At 67.6% G+C, this 17,450-nt stretch carries 20 protein-coding genes; 1 reads left to right on the forward strand and 19 read right to left on the reverse strand.

Features of this window, described 5'->3' with window-relative positions:
• The 16 genes from IT40_RS02975 to IT40_RS03050 form a co-directional block, all read right to left on the reverse strand.
• A partial coding sequence (locus tag IT40_RS02975; RefSeq protein ID WP_036750409.1) for a cytochrome-c peroxidase occupies positions 1 to 371 on the reverse strand: 371 nt, incomplete at its 3' end.
• A 4-nt stretch (positions 372 to 375) separates the two neighbouring features.
• Positions 376 to 1,254 carry a methylamine utilization protein MauJ gene (gene mauJ / locus IT40_RS02980; protein ID WP_036750414.1) on the reverse strand — a complete coding sequence of 293 codons (879 nt, stop codon included), beginning with the start codon at positions 1,252 to 1,254 and terminating at the stop codon, positions 376 to 378.
• 8 nt (positions 1,255 to 1,262) lie between these two features.
• The gene (locus IT40_RS02985) at positions 1,263 to 1,661 is read right to left on the reverse strand and encodes an amicyanin (protein ID WP_036750422.1); all 399 of its coding nucleotides are present in this window, start codon (positions 1,659 to 1,661) and stop codon (positions 1,263 to 1,265) included.
• A 53-nt stretch (positions 1,662 to 1,714) separates the two neighbouring features.
• A complete protein-coding gene (mauA, locus tag IT40_RS02990; RefSeq protein WP_036750427.1) occupies positions 1,715 to 2,281 on the reverse strand; it encodes a methylamine dehydrogenase (amicyanin) small subunit in 567 nt (188 codons plus the stop codon).
• 44 nt (positions 2,282 to 2,325) lie between these two features.
• Positions 2,326 to 2,919: a methylamine dehydrogenase accessory protein MauD gene (gene mauD, locus IT40_RS02995; RefSeq protein WP_036750429.1), complete on the reverse strand. Its 594-nt coding sequence runs from the start codon at positions 2,917 to 2,919 to the stop codon at positions 2,326 to 2,328.
• A 1-nt stretch (position 2,920) separates the two neighbouring features.
• On the reverse strand, positions 2,921 to 3,481 hold the full coding sequence (locus IT40_RS03000; protein ID WP_036750432.1) for a methylamine utilization protein MauE: 561 nt from the start codon (positions 3,479 to 3,481) through the stop codon (positions 2,921 to 2,923).
• 1 nt (position 3,482) lies between these two features.
• Positions 3,483 to 4,763: a methylamine dehydrogenase (amicyanin) large subunit gene (gene mauB / locus IT40_RS03005; RefSeq protein WP_036750437.1), complete on the reverse strand. Its 1,281-nt coding sequence runs from the start codon at positions 4,761 to 4,763 to the stop codon at positions 3,483 to 3,485.
• A 75-nt stretch (positions 4,764 to 4,838) separates the two neighbouring features.
• Positions 4,839 to 5,663, reverse strand: a complete 825-nt coding sequence (gene mauF / locus IT40_RS03010; RefSeq protein WP_036750441.1) for a methylamine utilization protein MauF — start codon at positions 5,661 to 5,663, stop codon at positions 4,839 to 4,841.
• 252 nt (positions 5,664 to 5,915) lie between these two features.
• Positions 5,916 to 6,764, reverse strand: a complete 849-nt coding sequence (locus IT40_RS03015) for a LysR family transcriptional regulator (RefSeq protein ID WP_052095696.1) — start codon at positions 6,762 to 6,764, stop codon at positions 5,916 to 5,918.
• 76 nt (positions 6,765 to 6,840) lie between these two features.
• Positions 6,841 to 7,452 (reverse strand): 3-oxo-tetronate 4-phosphate decarboxylase, encoded by a 612-nt coding sequence (otnC, locus tag IT40_RS03020; protein WP_072461877.1) that lies wholly within the window; start codon positions 7,450 to 7,452, stop codon positions 6,841 to 6,843.
• 26 nt (positions 7,453 to 7,478) lie between these two features.
• Positions 7,479 to 8,735 carry a 3-oxo-tetronate kinase gene (otnK, locus tag IT40_RS03025; protein WP_036750446.1) on the reverse strand — a complete coding sequence of 419 codons (1,257 nt, stop codon included), beginning with the start codon at positions 8,733 to 8,735 and terminating at the stop codon, positions 7,479 to 7,481.
• An 18-nt stretch (positions 8,736 to 8,753) separates the two neighbouring features.
• Entirely contained in the window at positions 8,754 to 10,031 is a 1,278-nt protein-coding gene (locus IT40_RS03030; RefSeq protein WP_036750449.1) for a TRAP transporter large permease subunit, read from the reverse strand.
• Positions 10,028 to 10,555: a TRAP transporter small permease gene (locus tag IT40_RS03035; protein ID WP_052095697.1), complete on the reverse strand. Its 528-nt coding sequence runs from the start codon at positions 10,553 to 10,555 to the stop codon at positions 10,028 to 10,030. Before IT40_RS03035 ends, IT40_RS03030 begins: the two co-directional genes overlap by 4 nt.
• Positions 10,555 to 11,223 (reverse strand): cyclase family protein, encoded by a 669-nt coding sequence (locus tag IT40_RS03040; protein ID WP_036750452.1) that lies wholly within the window; start codon positions 11,221 to 11,223, stop codon positions 10,555 to 10,557. Before IT40_RS03040 ends, IT40_RS03035 begins: the two co-directional genes overlap by 1 nt.
• A gap of 17 nt (positions 11,224 to 11,240) precedes the next feature.
• Positions 11,241 to 12,254 (reverse strand): TRAP transporter substrate-binding protein, encoded by a 1,014-nt coding sequence (locus tag IT40_RS03045; protein WP_036750454.1) that lies wholly within the window; start codon positions 12,252 to 12,254, stop codon positions 11,241 to 11,243.
• A gap of 35 nt (positions 12,255 to 12,289) precedes the next feature.
• Positions 12,290 to 13,678 carry an NAD(P)H-dependent oxidoreductase gene (locus IT40_RS03050; RefSeq protein ID WP_036750456.1) on the reverse strand — a complete coding sequence of 463 codons (1,389 nt, stop codon included), beginning with the start codon at positions 13,676 to 13,678 and terminating at the stop codon, positions 12,290 to 12,292.
• Positions 13,679 to 13,950: 272 nt separating this feature from the next.
• Between IT40_RS03050 and IT40_RS03055 the strand changes: the two genes are divergently transcribed.
• Positions 13,951 to 14,646, forward strand: coding sequence for a GntR family transcriptional regulator (locus IT40_RS03055; RefSeq protein WP_243700284.1), 696 nt, complete (start codon positions 13,951 to 13,953; stop codon positions 14,644 to 14,646).
• A 100-nt stretch (positions 14,647 to 14,746) separates the two neighbouring features.
• Here IT40_RS03055 and IT40_RS03060 read toward each other — a convergent pair whose 3' ends face one another.
• From IT40_RS03060 to IT40_RS03070, 3 genes are all read right to left on the reverse strand, one after another.
• A complete protein-coding gene (locus tag IT40_RS03060) occupies positions 14,747 to 14,941 on the reverse strand; it encodes a hypothetical protein (protein WP_036750459.1) in 195 nt (64 codons plus the stop codon).
• A 126-nt stretch (positions 14,942 to 15,067) separates the two neighbouring features.
• Positions 15,068 to 15,391, reverse strand: a complete 324-nt coding sequence (locus IT40_RS03065; RefSeq protein WP_036750461.1) for a hypothetical protein — start codon at positions 15,389 to 15,391, stop codon at positions 15,068 to 15,070.
• A gap of 57 nt (positions 15,392 to 15,448) precedes the next feature.
• On the reverse strand, positions 15,449 to 17,434 hold the full coding sequence (locus IT40_RS03070; protein ID WP_116171271.1) for an MAC/perforin domain-containing protein: 1,986 nt from the start codon (positions 17,432 to 17,434) through the stop codon (positions 15,449 to 15,451).
• Positions 17,435 to 17,450: the final 16 nt, after the last annotated feature.

A 17,450-nucleotide genomic window follows, 5' to 3' on the forward strand; every position in this document is an offset into this window, starting at 1 on the left:
TCCCAGAACTGCCCGCCCTTGTAATTGCCCTTGGCGTCGCGGTGGAAATCCGGGCTGAGAAAGGCATAGGACAGCGTCGGCGTGTTCCGGTCGCCATGCGAGGCGCCGTCGTCGCCGATCGACACCGCCCGGCCCGCCAGGCCTTCGCGCGGGTCGGTAAAGGCGTGGTCGGGATCGTGGCAGGTCGCGCAGGATTGCGTGCCGTCGCGCGACAGGGCGGGGTCGTGAAACAGCGCCCGCCCCAGATCGGCCAGCCGCCGGTCATGACGCTGCGCATCGCCGCCCTGCTCGGCCGCGGTGCCCAGCATCCCCCCCGTCACCACCATGAAGGCCGAGGACAGCAGCAGCAGGATCCGCGACGGCCCCCGCATCGCCCTAGGCCCCCGCCGCCATTGCCGGGGCCGGCGCATCCCGGTGCCGCGCGGCAAGCTCGGCCTGGATCAGGCGATGCGCGACCAGGTCGGCCAGGTTCGCCAGCAGCGACAGCCGCTTCTGCCCGGCCAGGTCGTCCAGCACCGGCAGCAGCACCCCGTCGCGGCCGACCAGCCGGTCATGCTCGGGACGCAAGAGCGCGATCAGATCGGCCAGCGCAATGCCCATCAGCGGGTCCGGCAGCACGATGGCGCCCGAATGGATCAGCATGTCCTGGGTGATGCTCAGCGTGGCGGCGCCCGATCCGGCCATGGCCGGATGGCCGACCGCCGCCGACAGCACGGCAAAGGCGGCCAGCAGCCGGCTGGCGGGGTCGGGGGCGTTCCTGGCGCGCTGGAACAGCTCGACCACCGGCGCCAGGTCGCGGTCCACCGGCGCCAGGGCGAAATCCAGGCTCATCGCGCTTGGCCGAAAGGGCGTGCTGCGCCAGCGGGCGCGATGCGTCATGTCGGCCACCCGCCAGCCGGCGATGGCCATGCCGCGCCCGACCCTGGCCAGCCAGGCCAGCAGGCGCGGCTGCAGGTCGGCATGGGCAAGCTCCAGCGCCTCGGTGGCCGAACGCGCGGGCAGGCGATAGATCACCTCGGCCAGCTTGCCGGCCTCGTTCGGGCAGATGCTGAAACTCGCCCCCGCCGGCACGGCAGGCAGTTCCGGCAGGCCGTCCTCGGCCGCCAGGTCCAGTTCCCAGGCCTGCGTGACCGGGTTGCGCAGGAAGAACCCCACCAGGAACTGGCGCGGCTGCCCGTCGGCCCGCGACAGGCGCAGCGTTTCCCGGTCGGTTTCGCCCTTCAGCGAGGCGCGCAGGTCATAGGGAATCCACATGGCGGCACCTATTCGACGATGACCTTGCCCCGCATGAAGGGATGGGGCGTGCAGAAATAGTCATAGCTTCCCGCCTCGTTGAAGGTGATCGCATAGGCCTGGTCCTTGGTCATCATCTCGCCGCGGAACGCGTCCTCGCCCACGATGCCCTTCTTGAAGGCGACGTTGTGGGGCATCACCTCGCCGTTGACCCAATAGACGGTCTCGCCCGCCTTGATGGTCACTTCCGGGGTCAGGTATTTCATCTTCTCGATGCCGACGACGACGGCATCGGCGGGCACATCGGCGGCCGCGACCGGCTTTTCGCTGGTGACGGTGATCTTGTCCTGTGCCCATGCTCCGGTCGCGCCGATGGCGAAAAGGGCGATGGCCGCGATGGCCGGCCGAAGCGTCTTTGCAGAAATCATGGAAACCTCCTGAAGGGATGGGACCGGGCGGGCCGACCGCCCGGCCGGGATCGTCAGCTTGCCTTGCCGACGATGGGAGAGATCGTGCAGTGATAGGTCATCGCGTCATCCTCGGCGCCGAAGCACCAGATGATGTCGTTGGCGAATTCCGGGCGATAGACCGGCAGCTCGCCTTCCGTGTTCAGGCAGGGGCAGCGGCCCGAGACGTTGTAGCCGCAGCAGTCGCGATAGGCGATCAGGTAGCTTTGCCCGTCGGTCGGGTTGTAGCAGCTCGCCACCCAGGACGCCGTCGCCAGCTTGGTGCCCGGCGGGCAGTTGGTCAGCGACCCGCCCGAGCAGTCGCAGATGTTGCCGTCGATGGAACAGTGCCGCCAGTAGTCGCAGGCCTGGATGTCGTTGTCCTGCGGCTGCCACTTGGCGCGCGGATCGACGCCTTCCGCGGGGCCGGCGGCATTGGCGCGGCTGACGCGGCCGCGCCGATCCACCGGCAGCAGCGGCACCAGCGCCGCCCCCGCCAGCACCGTGCCCAGGCGGCCGATGGCGCCGCGGCGGCTGGTGCGGCCCGCCACCCGGCGGGACAGTTTCTCGACCATGTCGTCAAATCTGAAATTCCCCAGCATCGTTTATCCTCCCTCTGCTTGGGACCAAGGTGGAAACGGCCGGGTCAGGCCGCGTTCTTCTTGCGGCTGGCCATGAACTGCTGGAGCGAGGCGAAGCCGGTCTTGTCCGCCTCCAGCAGGCTTTCCAGGTGTTCGCGGGTGTTGGTCAGGCCCTTGGCGCGGATCACGCCCTCGCCGTCCACCAGCACGCCATAGGGGATCTTGCCGACCTGGAAGGCCATGCCGATCTCGGCCGAGACGACATAGCGGATCTGGCCCAGCTCGTGGTTCTTGAGGAAGCGGGCGTGTTCCTCGGGCGCGCCGTCGCTGATCATCACCACGCCGATCTTCTCGGCCCTGGCGATGGACTTGATGATCGGGAACAGCTTGTCGCAGACCGGGCAGGTGGGCGCGGTGAACATCAGCAGCGTCGGCCGCTCGGACGCGCCGCCGATATGGACCGACCGGCCGAAATAGTCGGGCAGGTCGAACTCGGGCGCCATGTCGCCGATGTCGGGGCCGTGGTCGGTGATCATCGCGCCCATGGGCGAGGAGCGCTCGTGCAGCAGGCCCACCTGCCGCATCAGGCCCAGCATGACCACCGTCACGCCCAGGAAGGCGATCCACAGAAGGATGTTGGAAGCAATCAGGAACGTCATGTCAGCGACCTTTCACGGAAGCGGTTGAGGGGTGCCGGGCGGGCAATCCGCCCAGCATCGAGGCGCTGAAATACAGAAGGAACAGGACCGACCCGGCCAGCATTCCCGTCGCCAGGTCGGCCGTCCCGCCCGGCCGCGCGGCGGGCAGCAGGGCGGCCGCGCCCAGCGCCATCGCCGTCAGCACGGCGTTGCGCGCGACCATGGCCCAGCTGATCCGCTGCTTCATGCCGTTGCGAAAGCAGCCGCAGTCGATCTGCGTGCGCCCGCGCAGCACGTTGACCGCGATGGCCAGGCCAAAGACGCCCAGCAGCGCGGCGGCGGCCAGCGCGGCGGGCGCGGCCAGCGCCGGGATCATGAGCCCGGCGGCGACGGCCAGCTCCGCCACCGGCAGCACCATCGCCACCGCCCGGCTGGCCATGTCGGGCAGCAGGCGGAAGTTGCGGACCACACCGTGGAACTCTTCCATCCCGGTCAGCTTGGACAGGGCGGCGGTGGCGAACAGCGCCGCCAGGAAGCTCCGCAACGCCCAATGGATCAGCGGTTCCTGCAAGACCTGCTGCATGTCACGAATCCATGTCATGGGTGGTGATGATCTGCGGGCCGCGGCCAAGCTGGTCGACGCTGCGCAGTTCCTCGCCGGTCGCCGCGTCGTAGATGTGCAGCGTCTGAGTGCCCGCCGACAGCGCGTAAAGCAGGGGCTCCGCATCCTGGCTGACGTTGATCGAGTCGATCTCGTGGCCCAGCTCGATCTTGTTGATCCGCTCGCCGGTCTCGGCGTTCAGCACCACGACGAAGCGGCTGGCGGCCTTGTGCTTCCATTCGTCGCGCTGGTCCACCAGCAGGTAGATGCGGTCCGACTGGCGGTGATAGGCGGTCTGCTGCCAGCCGCCGGGCCGCCAGTCGTCGGCGCGCTCCGCCTCGGTCAGGGCCTCGATCGGCGCGCGGAAGGTGGCGCCCTCGGCGGTCAGGTCGGCCTGGAAGATCTTGCCGGTATAGGTCGGCCAGACCAGCCTGCCCGAGCGCAGCGAGAAGGCGGGATGGTTGATGAGCAACTCATCCTCGGTATGGAAAACCTCGGTGTTCGTCACCTTGGTCTCGCCATCGGCGAAATCCACGCGGGCCAGGCTGCCGTCCCGGCAGTTCATGTAGAAGACCGTCGGCGATGCCGGGAAGATGTGATAGCAGTCCGGCACGTCCAGCATGCGGTCGAACGTCTTGCCCTCCAGGTCGACCACGCCGACCGCCGGCGCGGGCGAGAACTGGTAGAACAGCAGGTTCTTGTTGTCCGGCGTCAGCGCGTTCATCCATTGGTAGGTGCCCACCAGGAAGCGCGGCGCGTCGGGCAGCTCGATGTCGGCGATGGGCAGGAAGGTGACGGGGTCGAACACCTCGACGTAATCGGTGCGCTTGCCGCGCGCGATACGCTCGAAGACGGTGCTGGCCTGGGCGAAGAACGAGCCGTCCTCGGCCGCGACCGGATGCGGCAGGAAGCCGCCGTCGGTCATGCCCAGGATCCGCCCGGTCGAGCCGTCGATGACGAATTGCTGGGTGATGGCGGCGAAATGCGCCGGATCCTGGATATAGACCCGCCTCGCATCCGGCGCCGGGGCCTCCAGGATCACCGGCTCGTCCGCCTCGCCCGCGGCAAGGGCGGCCGCGGCTTCGGCGGCACCGCGCTGACCCTCGGTCTGGCCGGCGGCATCGGCAGCGGCGGTTTCGGCCGGCGCCTCCGGCTCGGCCGGTTCGGTCTGGGCCTGGGCCGCGCCCAGGGCCAGCGCCGAACAGGCCAGCGTCGCGCCGATCAGCGTCAGGTATCTGGGGGTCGATTCTCGTGCAGAAGCCATCGTTTCCTCCCTTGGATGGCGCCCGGACCGTGGCGACGGCGCGCGGGCAAAAGCGTGCAGGAATGGGGATTGGGATCAGGCCAGCGCCAACATGGCGAAGGCCGCGCCGACCGCCGTCAGGATCGCGCCATCGGCGATGGCGGCGCGTTCCTGGTTCCGGCCCAGCCAGGACTGGATCTGGTAATCCGTGACCGGCAGCAGGTTCACCGCGACCGGCAGGTAGCGGCCCAGGTTGAAGATCGCGATCAGCGCCACGGCCTCGGCGACATTGCCCGACAGGACGGCGGCGGCCGTCACCAGATACAGCAGCGGCGTCTGGACATAGGTCAGGTAGTCCAGTCCCAGCGACAGGCCGTAAAGCCCGCCCACGACCCATTTCGGAAAGCGCTGCCGCGCGTCATGGGGCACTTGCGCCCGGCGCTGCGGATAGGGCACGCGCAGGAAATCCAGCTGGTGCGCGCCATAGGCCAGGCCGATCACGGCCAGCAGCCCCAGCCCGAAGCTGGTGGCGAAGCCGGAAAGGCCCGCGATCCCCCCGATGGCGCCCAGCAGGGTGCCCAGGATCAGCGCCCCCAGGGCATAGCCCAGCCCATGGGTCGCAAAGGTCGGCAGCCAGTCCAGCACCGCCCGCGCCCCCTTGCCCGTCGGGCGCAGCAACGAGATCGACGAATAGCCGCAGGGCGACCAGGTCGACAGCAGCCCGCCCGCAAAGGCGGCCAGCCCCAGCACCAGCGCGACATGCGCCGCGTCCATGGCCAGGGCGGCGGCGCCCCCGCCGGCGGCGCTGGCCGCCAGGATCAGCGCGCGGGTCCAGGTCGAAAACCGGCCGGGAAAGGCGACGCAATCCGCGACGCCATCGGTCCGGCCAGCCGCCATATCAAAATTGTCCAAGCTCGCCACCTTGCGCCTCCTCTCGCATGGTTCCGGTGCCCGAGATGTGGCTGAAGCGTTCACGGCTTCCGGGCGACTCTCGGCAAGCCGGACTGTGCGGCGATTAGTCACAGGGCTGAAATATCTATTCTTGCAGCCCCCGGTTGCATTTCTGCACGGCTTGGTGCCTCGGCATTCATCGCATTGAAAACAAACGGTTTAACTCCTTCGTCGCCACCCCGGCGAGGGCTTGAAAAAGCCATTCCTTCGTATGAGGCGGGTTCAGGGGCTGCGCGCGGCGAACAGGCTGACGCACCAGTCCGACAGCTGTTTTGCGTGGTGATCGTCGCGCAGATGCGGCTGCGACAGCAGCCAGACATCGCGCGAAACCTGCAGCGGCGTCCTGACCACCGGGGCCTCGGCCGGGATCTCGTCGGCCAGGAAATCCGGCAGCACGCCGACCGCCAGCCCGTCTTCCAGAAGCCGGCGCATCACCTTCAGGTCGCTGGTCTCCAGCAGCACCGGCCCCAGGCCCTCCTGCGCCAGCAGCGCCTGCATCTCCGGCGTCCCGGCCAAAGCCTCGGGATAGACCGCGATCCTGCTTGCGCCGCCGCCCGCAGGCCGGATCAGCCAGAAGTTCAGCGTGCCGATCTTGCGCATCAGGAAGGCGCCCTGCCGCGGCCGCCCCAGCCGGATCGCCAGGTCGGCTTCCCAGCGGGACATGTCCACGTTGCTGTCCGAGGTCTCCAGCGCCAGCGACAGGTCCGGCAGGGCGGCGAACAGATCGCCCAGCCGGGGCGCCAGCAGGTATTCCGCGATGGCGGAAATCGTCGTCAGCCGCAGCTTGCGGCTGGCATGGTCGCGCGTGCCCAGCATCCGCGCGATGTCCGCGGCCGCATTGGCCATCATGTCGAGATTGCCGACCACGGCCCGGCAGGCGGCGGTCGGGCGGCGCTCGCCGTTCACGGCGTCGAACAGGCTGGTGCCCAGCTCGTCCTCCAGCCGCAGCACCCGTCTGCTGATGGTGGTTTCGTTCAGCTGCAGGCTGCGCGCGGCGCGCGAGAACGAGCCGGTCCTGCACACCGCCTGGACGATCCGAAGATCGTCCCAATTCAGACCCGATACCGCCATCCGTCCGTCCCATCCCTGCCCCACCGGGCCGGCGCGGATCCTATCCCCCGGCAGACGCGGGGGCAAACAGGCAAAATCAGCCCCCGGCCAGCCGGTCGGCCTCGGCCCGGCTCAGCGGGCGGACGGCGCGGCCGTGAAGCATCAGGTGCAGCTTGGCCGTCTCTTCCAGCTCTTCCATCGCATATTGCGCATCCAGCAGCGAGCGGCCGGCGACGACCGGCCCGTGATTGGCCAGCAGCACGGCATGGACGCGGCGGGCCTCCTGCTTCACGGCAAGGGCCAGGGCTTCGTCCCCCGGCGCGTAATAGGGCACCAGCGGCAGCCGCCCGACGCGCATGGCGTAATAGGCGGTCAGCGGCGGCAGCGCGTCCTCGGGATCGGTATCCGCCAGGATGCTGACCGCGACGGCATGGGTCGAATGCAGATGCACGACCGCATTGGCCCCCAGCCGCTCGCAATACATGCAGCGGTGCAGGAACGCCTCCTTGGTGGGCCTGTCGCCTGCGACATGGGTGCCGTCGGCGTCGAACAGCGACAGCCGCCCCGGATCAAGCGTGCCAAGCGAGGCGTTGGTGGGCGTCATCAGCAGCCGCCCGTCCCCCAGCCGCGCGCTGATATTGCCGGTCGAGCCCGCGGTCAGCCCGCGGTCGAACAGCGACTTGCCCACGGCGCAGATCGAATCCCGCATCCGGGTCTCTTCGGAAATCACCGCCGTCACCGGATTTGCCCCCAAGCCTTGGTAAAGAAATCGTCGCTGCCGAAATTGCCGGACTTGAGCGCCAGGCACAGGGCGTCCGGCCCTTGGGTCAGCACCCAGGGCACGCCGGGATCGATCTCGGGCCCGATGGCGACGGTGGTGGCCCCCAGCGCCTGCACCACCGCGCCCGAGGTCTCGCCCCCCGCCACGATGAAGCGGCGATAGCCCCTTTGCCGCAGCGCCTGCGCGATCGCGGCCAGGAAGCGCTCGACGATCTCGCCGGCCTCGCCCTGCCCCAGCCGCTCCTGCGCGGCCCTGACCTCGTCGGGATCGGCCGAGGAATACAGAAGCGGCGGATAGGCGTCGCCGGCATGCGCCGCGATGAAGTCCAGCGCCTGCGCGGCGGTCTGGCGTCCCTCGACGATGGCCAGCGGATCGACCTTCAGCGCGGCCACGCCGCGCGCCTGGGCATCCGCGACCTGCCGCCGCGTCGCGGCCGAGCAGGAGCCGGCAAGGAAGATCCCGGCGCCCTTGGGTGCAGCAAAGGCCGCCTCCGCCTGCACCGCCGGCAGGAGGCCGCGGGCGCGGAAGTTCTGCGGCAAGCCCCGCGCCAGCGCCGAGCCGCCCGTCACCAGCCGCATGTCGGCAAGCGCGGCGCCGATCACCCGCAGATCCTCGTCGGTGATCGCGTCCACGACGGCGATCCCCCCCTGCGCGGCCAGGGCTTCGCGCAGCGGCCCCACGCCCTGGTGGACGGCTTCCAGCGGCACCAGGCCGACGGGCCGCGCGGTCTGGCGGCCCAGCACCCGCACCAGGTTGCTGTCGCGCATCGGCGTCAGCGGGTGATCCTTCATCGGGCTTTCCGACAGCGGCACGTCGCCGACGAACAGATGGCCCTTGTAAAGGGTGCGGGCGTTTTCCGGGAAGGCCGGGCAGGCGACGCTGCGGCTTTCCCCCAGCAGGTCCAGCAGCGCGTCGATCACCGGGCCGATATTGCCCCGGTCGGTGGAATCGAAGGTCGAGCAATATTTGAAGTAAAGCTGCGCCGCCCCCCGCTCGACCAGGATCCGCGCGGCGGCAAGCGATTGCGCGACCGCCTCGGCGGCGGGAATGGTCCGCGACTTCAGCGCCACGACCACCGCATCGGCATTGCCGAAATCGGCATCCGGGGCCGGCACGCCCACCACCTGCAAGGTCTTCATCCCGTTGCGCGACAGGGTCAGGGCAAGGTCGGTGGCCCCGGTCAGGTCATCGGCGATAGCGCCCAGAAGCATCTTTCTCTCCTTGCCGGATCAATAGAACCACGCGAGCGGCTCGGTAATCAGCTGCGGGAACAGGATCAGCAGGACCAGCAGCGCGGTTTCCGCGATCAGGAACGGCATCACCCCCCGCACCGCATCGACATATTTGATGCGCGCCACGGCGCAGACGACGTTCAGCACGGTGCCGACCGGCGGCGTGATCAGGCCGATGGCCGAGTTCATGATCAGCATCACCCCGAAATAGACCGGATCGATCCCGGCCGCCTTGATGATCGGCAGCAGCACGGGCGTCAGGATCAGGATGGTCGGGATGAAGTCCAGCGCCGTGCCGACGATCACCACGATCAGCATGATCAGCGCCATCAGCAGCAGCGGGTTGTCCTGCAATCCGCCCAGCCAGCCGCCCAGCAGCATCGGGATATTGGCGATGGCGATCAGATAGGCGGTGATGGCGGCGGCGGCGCACAGCAGCATGACGGCGGCCGTGGTATGGATCGCGCCCACCATGCAGCCGTAAAGCTGGCGCAGGCTCAGCTCGCGATAGACGAACAGCCCGACGAGGATCGAATAGACGCAGGCGACGACGCCCGCCTCCGTCGGCGTGAACACGCCGGCCTTCAGCCCGACGACGATGATGACCGGCAGCACGAAGGCCAGCGCGGCATCGCCCGCGGCCTTGGCGACCTCGCCCAGCGAGGCGCGCGGCATGGTGGCGACGGCGTCCCGGCGGCTGACGAACCACCAGGTCACGGCCAGCACCAGCGCCATCATCACCCCCGGCGCGATCCCGGCGATGAACAGCTTGGTGATCGAGACGCTGCCGGCGACGCCGAAGACGATATAGCCGATCGAGGGCGGCAGCACCGGCGCGATGATCCCGCCCGAGGCGATCAGCCCCGAGGATGCGTTGATGTCGTAGCCCGCCTTGCGCATGATCGGGATCAGCATGCCCGCCAGAACCGCCGTATCGGCGATGGCCGAGCCCGACAGGCTGGCCAGAAGCAGCGCCGTGACGATGGTCACGTAGCCCAGGCCGCCCCGCACATGCCCGACCAGCGTCAGCCCGAAGGCGACCAGCCGGCGCGAGATGCCGCCCGCGTTCATGGCCTCGCCCGCCATGAGGAAGAAGGGGATCGCCAGCAGCGGAAAGCTGTCGGCGCCATTGGTCATCTGCAACGCGATGAGCTGCCAGTCCAGCGCGTCCAGATACCACATCATCGCCACGCCGCTGATGACGAGGCCGAAGGCGATGGGCACGCCGATGGCCAGCACGGCCAGCAGAGAAACGACAAAGACGATCAGGATCATGCGGTGTGCCCCTCTTCGTGGTCGGGCTCGGCCGCGCCAAGCAGCGCGGCGACCAGGTCCACGCAGGCGACCAGCCCGATGCCGACGCCGCCCACGAAGGGCGCAAGATAGTTCAGCGCCGTGGGCAGGCCGGAAACCGGCGCGATATTGCCAAGATTGGCCACGGTCTGCTGCCATGCCCCCACCGACAGCACGATGCAGCACAGCACGATGACGACATCGGTCAGCACCCTGCAGACCCGGCGCGCGCGCGGCGAAAGGCTTGCGGTCAGCAGGTCCACCCCCAGGTGCCCGTTGCGGCGGGCGACGCAGACCGCCCCGACGAAGGCGATCCAGATGAAGATCATCCGCGACAGCTCGTCGGTCGCCGAGACGCCGCTGTCGAACAGGTAGCGCAGCACCACATTGGCAAAGACCAGCACGATCAGCACGGCGAAGATGGCGACCAGCAGCGCATCGACGGCGCGAAAGCCCAGGTCGGCCAGGCGCGACAGGCGCGCCGCGAAAACCTTGCCCGATGCCATCAGAGCAGCCCCTCGATCGCATAGGCGCGCGCGGGGGCGCCGTCGGCATTCTCGATCTTCAGCGGCGCGGCGCTCAGCAGCACCCGGCTTGCGCTCAGCGCGGCGGTGTTCGCGATGTATTCGATCAGCGTCACCCCCTGGCGCAGCAGCACGTCATGGGTCACATGCTCCTCGTCCGGCACCGCGATGCCGTCCAGCAGCAGCCGGATCGGATAGTCCTGCGGGAAATCCACCGCCAGGGCGCGGGGCCGCAGCGCCGCGATCCATTCGGCGGCGGCGCGGTTCAGCCAGGGCGCCTCGGTCCAGAAGGCGCGGGTGCCCGCGTCCCGCTTCAGATCCCATTGCGTCGCCAGCAGCAGGATGTCGCCCTCGGCGCCGCCGGGATCGGCCGCCGCCAGCCGGGCGGGCGTGATCTCTTCGTCGGGGCCGACGTCGGATAGGTCGAAGACGCGGGCCGGGCCCACCACCTGCTCAAGGGGTGTGGCCTCGATGGTGGGGGCTCCGGCGATGAAATGGGCCTGCGCATCGACATGCGTGAACCCGTGGCAGGTGGTCGAAAGCCGAGTCACCCTGAACTGGTCCCCAGCCGACTTGTCGCCCTTGACGCTGATCTGGGGTTGCCAGCGGAAATGCTCCCTGACCGGCATGCTGAGATCTACGATGCGCATGGCTTTCCCCCGGATGCTCAGGCGGCCAGGGCCGCGATGCGGCCGGGCAGTTCGGCGCCGAACTTCTCGACGAACTCGGCCAGGACGGTATCCGCGACGATGGCGCGGAACGCCTCGCGGTCGATGTCCTCGACCGCCTCCATGCCGTGATCCTTCAGCGCGGCCAGCGAGGTCGCCTCGCGGTCGGCGTTCATCTGGCGCTGCTTCCTCGCCCCTTCGCGGGCGGTTTCCAGCAGGACCGTCTGATGCTCGGGCGCAAGCTTGTCGAAGGTCGCCTTGGTCATCACCAGCGGCGACGAGGTGAAGGCGTGCTGGGTCAGCGAGATATGCTGTTGCACCTCGTAGAAGTTCGAGTTCAGGATCAGCGTCGTCGGGTTTTCCTGCCCGTCGATGGAACGCATTTCCAGCGCGGTGAACAGCTCGGTAAAGGCCATCGGCGTCGGCACGGCGCCCAGCAGCTCGAAGGCGCGGATATGGGCCTGGTTCGGCGTGGTCCGCAGCTTCAGCCCCTTCAGGTCTTCGGGCAGGTGGACGGGGCGGCGGCTGTTGGTCACGTTCCGCCAGCCGGTTTCCCAGGTCGCCAGCGCCTTCAGGTCCGAGGCTTCCAGCCCCGCGCGCAGCTCGTCCCCCAGCTCCCCGTCCAGGACCGCGGCCACGTGATCGCGGTCCTTGAACAGATAGGGCAGGTCCAGCACGTTCAGCTGCGGCGCAAGGCCGGTGAAAAAGGGATTGCCGGTGATCATCATGTCGATCGAGCCGCCGCGCACGGCGTTGATCATCGTCTGGTCGCTGCCCAGGATGCCGTTCGCAAACACCTCGATGGTGATCGCGCCGCCGGTCTTTTCCTTGACGGTCTCGGCCATCCACAGGGCGACCTCCTGCCAGCTGTCGCTGTCGGGATGGGGGTGGCCGAAGCGCAGCTTCACCGACGAGGCCGCGCGCGCGGTCCAGGGCATGGGAAACGACAGGGCGGCGCCGGCGGCGACGACGCCCGCGCCTTTCAGCAGGCTGCGGCGGGTGGTGATGGTCATGGCTTTCTCTCCTCCTTGAACTTTTTCAGACGCGCTCAGCGTCGATGGAAATGGCCGTCCTGGATGGCGCGCAGCGCCATCAGCTCGGAATTCGTCCGATGGTCCAGATCGCCCATGCGGATATAGCTGCCCGCGGCAACCGGCCGGCGCAGCCGCTGGTTCGAAGCCAGATAGAAGGGCGCGGGGCTTTCGTCGCTCAGCGCGGATGCGGGTATCAGATGCGCATCGACCCCGTCGATGGAATGATGGTGGCCGCCCATGGCCAGCACCTCGCCCGCCGCCAGGTCGCGGTTGGCGAAAGCCACCAGGTCGACGTGATGCGCGGGCTCGACCCCGCCGGTGCCGCGGCCGATCAGCCCCGCCTCCAGGATGCTGGTGGCGGCTTCCAGGCCCAGCAGGTGGCGCGGGTTGAAGATCATCGCCACGTCGCCGGTGCGCGCCACGACATGGCCCTTTTCCTTCAGCATATCCCAGGTTTCGGCGTCGTTGCAGCGCAGGATGACGAAGACGCCGCCCGCAAAGCTGACCTCGCCGGGCGCGCGCAGGCAATGGAACACGTCCAGCTTTCCGGTCGCGCCCATCACCCCGCCCTTCGCCCGCTCGCACAGGATGCTGGGCACCTCGGTGATCCGGGCGATGGGGGCGTGGAGTGCCGGCGCATCGACGCCGTAGCCGGTGGCGTTGGCCACGACCGACAGCTCGCACAGGTCGGGCACCGCGCGCTGCGGCAGCATCGCGGCGGCGGCGGCGCGGCCGGCCACCACCTCGGCCACGTCGCGCAGGCCAAGCTCGCTCCAGCGGCCGAACTCCGGCGCCTCGACGGTGCGGCCGTTGCTGGCCAGCGTCCCGGCGGCGGCATCGTAGACGAAGTCGTATTCGCTCGACTTGCCGGCCGCGACGATCTCGAAGCCCAGCGTCTCGGCCCATGTGATCAGGTCGATCAGCAGGCTGGGCTGGTCGCCGTCCACCGGCGTGACCACGCTGCCCTTGCGCTCGGCCAGCGCCGCCAGGCCGGGGCCGACGACGCTGTCGACCTCTTTCGATACCAGGGCGACATGGCGGCCCGCCTCGATGGCCAGCCGGGCATGGCGCGCGCCCGCCTCGGGGTGGCCGGTCGCCTCGACAAAGACCTCCAGCGGCAGGTCCAGCAGATGCGCCACGTCCTCGGCGGCGATATAGTCGCCGGCCTGCCAGGCGGCGCCCGCCTCCTCGGCCGAGGCGCAGATGCGGATCTTCCCGGCCGGGATACCCACGGCCCGCATCGCCTCGGCCACGCGCTGCGCGCTGGTATCGACGCCGACGCGCACGTTCATCATCGGGACGCGCAGGCCCTGGGCCAGAAAGCTGCGGCCAAAGCCGCCGGTGCCGATCACGCAGGTCTCGACCGGCTGCCGGTCCGTCCGAAAGTGAAGATGATAGTTCATGCCGCGCCTGGTCCTGTTTGCCTTGCGGAGGCCGGATGGCAAGCAGGGACCGCCCCCGGAATTGCATTCCGGGCGCACGGGGCACGAGATCCGCCACAGCATTGCATGCAATACCGCAGCATGCCGGGCCTCGCACCCGCCTCAATCCCTTGGATTTGCCGTATCCTCCGCCAATCTTGGCTGATTTGCGTGCAATCCATGCGCGGAGTCAACAGAAATCTTCACAACGGCGGGATTTCCCCCTATATTGCATGCAACATGGGGAGGATCTCTTGGACAGCCAGACCGAATGGCCACGGGGGCAACGCTCGGCATTCGTCGCCAGCCACATCCGCGACCTGATCGTTTCGGGGGCGCTTCCCCACGGCCAGCGCATCAACGAACGCGTGCTGACCGAACAGCTCGGCGTGTCCCGCACCCCGCTGCGCGAGGCGTTCAAGATCCTCGAAAGCGAGGGGCTGGTCATGATCGAGCCGAACCGCGGCGCCACGGTCATCAAGATCTCGCATGAGGACGTCGAGCTGGCGATCGAGGTGCTGATCGGCCTGGAAAGCGTCGGCGCCGAACGCGCCTGCGAACGCGCCACCCCGGCCCAGATCGCCGAGATCGAACGGCTGCACCTGGACATGGTCGCCAATTACCGCGCGGGCGAGCTGATGCAGTATTTCCACATCAACCAGACGATCCACCAGAAGATCGTCGATTGCGCCGGCAACCCCAACCTGACCCGCATCTATCATGGCGAAAGCAGCCGGATCCGCCGGTTCCGCTATGCCGGCAACCGGGTTCCCGAACGCTGGGCCCGCGCCGTCTATGAACACGAGCAGATCCTGGACGCGCTCAAGCAGCGCCAGGGGCCGCTGCTGCGCGAGGTGCTGCGCGCGCATCACCTAAACGGCTGGCGCATCACCCGCTCGGTGCTGGAAAGCGAAAACCCGCAGTCCGGTGAAGACGCCTCGCGGACCTGAACGGCCGCGCGAAACGACCGGCCCGCCGCAATGGCCGGCGGCCCGGTCCCAGCCCCGACGGGGCCCGAATGCGAAACGCGCCTAGGGATCCACGACCCCGCTACAGCGTGTCGCCATATTGCGCGCTCATGATTTCGCCATTCTCCACGACGAATGAAACGCCGTGATCCCGGAACCTGCCGAAGGGAATGAAATGGCGGCCGTTCAGATTGGCCCGCGCCCATTGCCCCATGCTGGCCATGAGCTGCTCCATTTCCGAATCATCGGCGTCGGTCAGACGCTTGATTTCCTGCATGTCCAGATTGGCTTGATGACTCCATGGCATTGCCACATCCTCCACGATAAGAATAGTCGTGCAAACGCACGGATGGCACGCCGGCGGAAACCGGGCCGCCCGGCACCGTTTTCCGCCGGCGCATGATCATTGCACGCCGATCAGGCCAAGCTGGTTGTCAAGCGTCGTCCCGGTAATGGAATACCTGGCCGTCTTGTTCGTCCCCTTGCGATAGATGAAAGCCTGCTCGGCCACGTTGTCATTGCCCCAGACGACGAAAGCCTTGAGCTTCACCCGCGAGCCCTCGGGGATCTTGAGCGATCCCAGGTCCACGGTCTTTTCCTGGCCCAGGGGAATATCGCTGTTCTCCTCATAGGTCTGGCTGCTGCCGCCGTCGGGCGGCGCCGCAACCACATGAAGCTTGGCGACGAAACCGCCGCCATTCCGCAGGCTGAATTTTTCTATATCCATGATCTTGCTCCCTTCCTAATCAACCACGTCGATATGAATGAACGGGATGGCGGCCGGTCACGAGCCGATGGTAAGATCGTCGCCCTGTTCCTCGGCCGGCTCTTCTTTCCTGGTTTCCGCCGGCTTTTCCTGGGGATGCCCGGCTGCGGCAGGGTCCGCGATCTTCAGCTCTTCCGAATCGGGGTCCATCGTCGCGATATGGTGAAGCAGCTGCGTGCGGTATTTCTGCCAGTTTATCGGCGAGCGTAGCTTTCCCTCGATCTTGCCTTCCAGGAAAATGCCGATGATCGGCTTTTTCAGCGCCTCGGGCAGCAGGAAAAGCAGCGGCACCACATCGGCAAAAGAAATGACGCTCCACCATCCCGCATGGCTCAGCGTCGTCGCCCATCCATAGGGATCAAGCGCCAGGGCCGGATTGCCACCGGCGCTGGTGACTTCGATATTCTGAAAGGCTTCCTCCGAAACCGATTTCGACGAGGTTTCCGATTTGAAACCGCCATGGGCGCTGGCCGTCACCGCCTTGTAGGAACCCTGCACCTCGGTGGAAAAGGCGCGCACCAGGGTCTGCACGTCCTCGCCCGCTTTCGCCTCGCGGTCCTGGCGATAGATAAGCTTGCCGCCGATGATCGTGCGCAGCGGAAAATGCGTCCCATAGCTGTCCAGGATGGCGGCAAGCGCCCCTGCCCTTTCCTCGGGCGTTTCCGGCATGGCATTGGCCAATGCGTTCACCTCGTCATAAAGCGGCTTGCACAGGATCGCATTGCGCGGATCGATCACGATCTCGGCCCTGGCCACCAGATATTCGATCCGCATATGCAGCGCCGCGCTGGCTTCCTTGTGATCGCTCGTCTTGGTCTCGGAATAATCGCTCTTGATCGAAAGGCTCGCGGCCTTGCCCTCGACGCCGAAATCGCTACCGGCATTCCAGGACAGCGAAGAGGCAATGGCGTCCAGCGTCCGGCTTTGCGTCGCCGAAGCCGAAAACCGGGTCGAGCGGATCGGCCGCGCGACAGTCAGGAAAACCGCCGCCTCCTCGTCGTCCAGGGCCGGGCGCGGCGGCCGGTCCAGGTCGAAACTGCCATCCGGCATCGGCACGAAACGCAGGCCGTGAAGATGGCGCAGGGCATTCAGGATGATTTGCCGCTCGCCGCCATCCATGTTGTCGAAAACGTCCTGCGGCGCACCCGTCGGGGCGGTAGGCCGGCCCAGGACTTGTTGCAGCATGTCCTCGGTCTGGATCAGCCCCGGCTGGGCGCCGCCGCCGGTTTCGCTTTTCGGCTTTGGCGGGGTCGACCCCGAGGAGCCGCCTGCAGGCGTGGCAGCGCCGCGCTTGCGCGGGCTTTCGAATCGAAACCGCAGCAGCCCCAGCTTTTCATCGGGCTTTCCCAGCCGCCCGACGATCTCGTAGGGCTCCATATCCTCGGCGATCGGCTTGCCGGAGGAATCAAGGAACGGGCGGCCCGCGGGAATGCCCTCGCAGCCTTTCAGGAAATCGCGCAATTGGCCAAGCGTCTTGTTCTCGCCGCCATCGGGCCAGTCGACCTGGCGCGGCTTTTCGCCGTCCTCCAGGTAAAGAAGCTTGAACTTCTTGGGAACCGCCGGCTCGGCCTCGCGCTTGACGGAAAGCTCGTCAACGCGCCGCAGATAGGCCGTGGCCTCGGCCGCCTTGTCCACATCCGTCCCGGAGATTCGGAAAACATCGTCCTTATCGACCAGCGCGGCATTCTGCGCCCTGAATTGCGCCAGGGTTTCATCGGCGCGGACATAGACCTTGTGTTCCTTGCCCTTGCGGTCCTTGAACTTGATCTGCCGGCGAATGGGAACGATCTCGACCACCATATTGTCGGCGATGGGCGTCGCGGCCTCGCGGTCCTGCGGCACCAGCGCCAGGGCATCGGCGCTTTGGCCGGTGCGAAATTGGTCGAACTCGTCCATTTCGTCGGTCGAGACGAAAAGCTTGCGCAAATCCGCAAGGCTTGCCTTGTCGGCAGCGGCATCCGTTCGCGACGTTCCGTCGCGTGACCTGAGGATGAAGCTAATCATGAAACACCTCGGCTAA

The sequence above is a fragment of the Paracoccus versutus genome (genome assembly GCF_000763885.1).
GTDB classification, from domain to species: domain Bacteria; phylum Pseudomonadota; class Alphaproteobacteria; order Rhodobacterales; family Rhodobacteraceae; genus Paracoccus; species Paracoccus versutus.

Coding starts and splice junctions, on each gene's coding strand:
- mauJ (WP_036750414.1), bottom strand. CDS start 1,254: ATGTGGATTCCCTATGACCTGCGCGCCTCGCTGAAGGGCGAAACCGAC.
- IT40_RS02985 (WP_036750422.1), bottom strand. CDS start 1,661: ATGATTTCTGCAAAGACGCTTCGGCCGGCCATCGCGGCCATCGCCCTT.
- mauA (WP_036750427.1), bottom strand. CDS start 2,281: ATGCTGGGGAATTTCAGATTTGACGACATGGTCGAGAAACTGTCCCGC.
- mauD (WP_036750429.1), bottom strand. CDS start 2,919: ATGACGTTCCTGATTGCTTCCAACATCCTTCTGTGGATCGCCTTCCTG.
- IT40_RS03000 (WP_036750432.1), bottom strand. CDS start 3,481: ATGCAGCAGGTCTTGCAGGAACCGCTGATCCATTGGGCGTTGCGGAGC.
- mauB (WP_036750437.1), bottom strand. CDS start 4,763: ATGGCTTCTGCACGAGAATCGACCCCCAGATACCTGACGCTGATCGGC.
- IT40_RS03015 (WP_052095696.1), bottom strand. CDS start 6,764: ATGGCGGTATCGGGTCTGAATTGGGACGATCTTCGGATCGTCCAGGCG.
- otnC (WP_072461877.1), bottom strand. CDS start 7,452: ATGCGGGATTCGATCTGCGCCGTGGGCAAGTCGCTGTTCGACCGCGGG.
- otnK (WP_036750446.1), bottom strand. CDS start 8,735: ATGCTTCTGGGCGCTATCGCCGATGACCTGACCGGGGCCACCGACCTT.
- IT40_RS03030 (WP_036750449.1), bottom strand. CDS start 10,031: ATGATCCTGATCGTCTTTGTCGTTTCTCTGCTGGCCGTGCTGGCCATC.
- IT40_RS03035 (WP_052095697.1), bottom strand. CDS start 10,555: ATGGCATCGGGCAAGGTTTTCGCGGCGCGCCTGTCGCGCCTGGCCGAC.
- IT40_RS03040 (WP_036750452.1), bottom strand. CDS start 11,223: ATGCGCATCGTAGATCTCAGCATGCCGGTCAGGGAGCATTTCCGCTGG.
- IT40_RS03045 (WP_036750454.1), bottom strand. CDS start 12,254: ATGACCATCACCACCCGCCGCAGCCTGCTGAAAGGCGCGGGCGTCGTC.
- IT40_RS03050 (WP_036750456.1), bottom strand. CDS start 13,678: ATGAACTATCATCTTCACTTTCGGACGGACCGGCAGCCGGTCGAGACC.
- IT40_RS03060 (WP_036750459.1), bottom strand. CDS start 14,941: ATGCAGGAAATCAAGCGTCTGACCGACGCCGATGATTCGGAAATGGAG.
- IT40_RS03065 (WP_036750461.1), bottom strand. CDS start 15,391: ATGGATATAGAAAAATTCAGCCTGCGGAATGGCGGCGGTTTCGTCGCC.
- IT40_RS03070 (WP_116171271.1), bottom strand. CDS start 17,434: ATGATTAGCTTCATCCTCAGGTCACGCGACGGAACGTCGCGAACGGAT.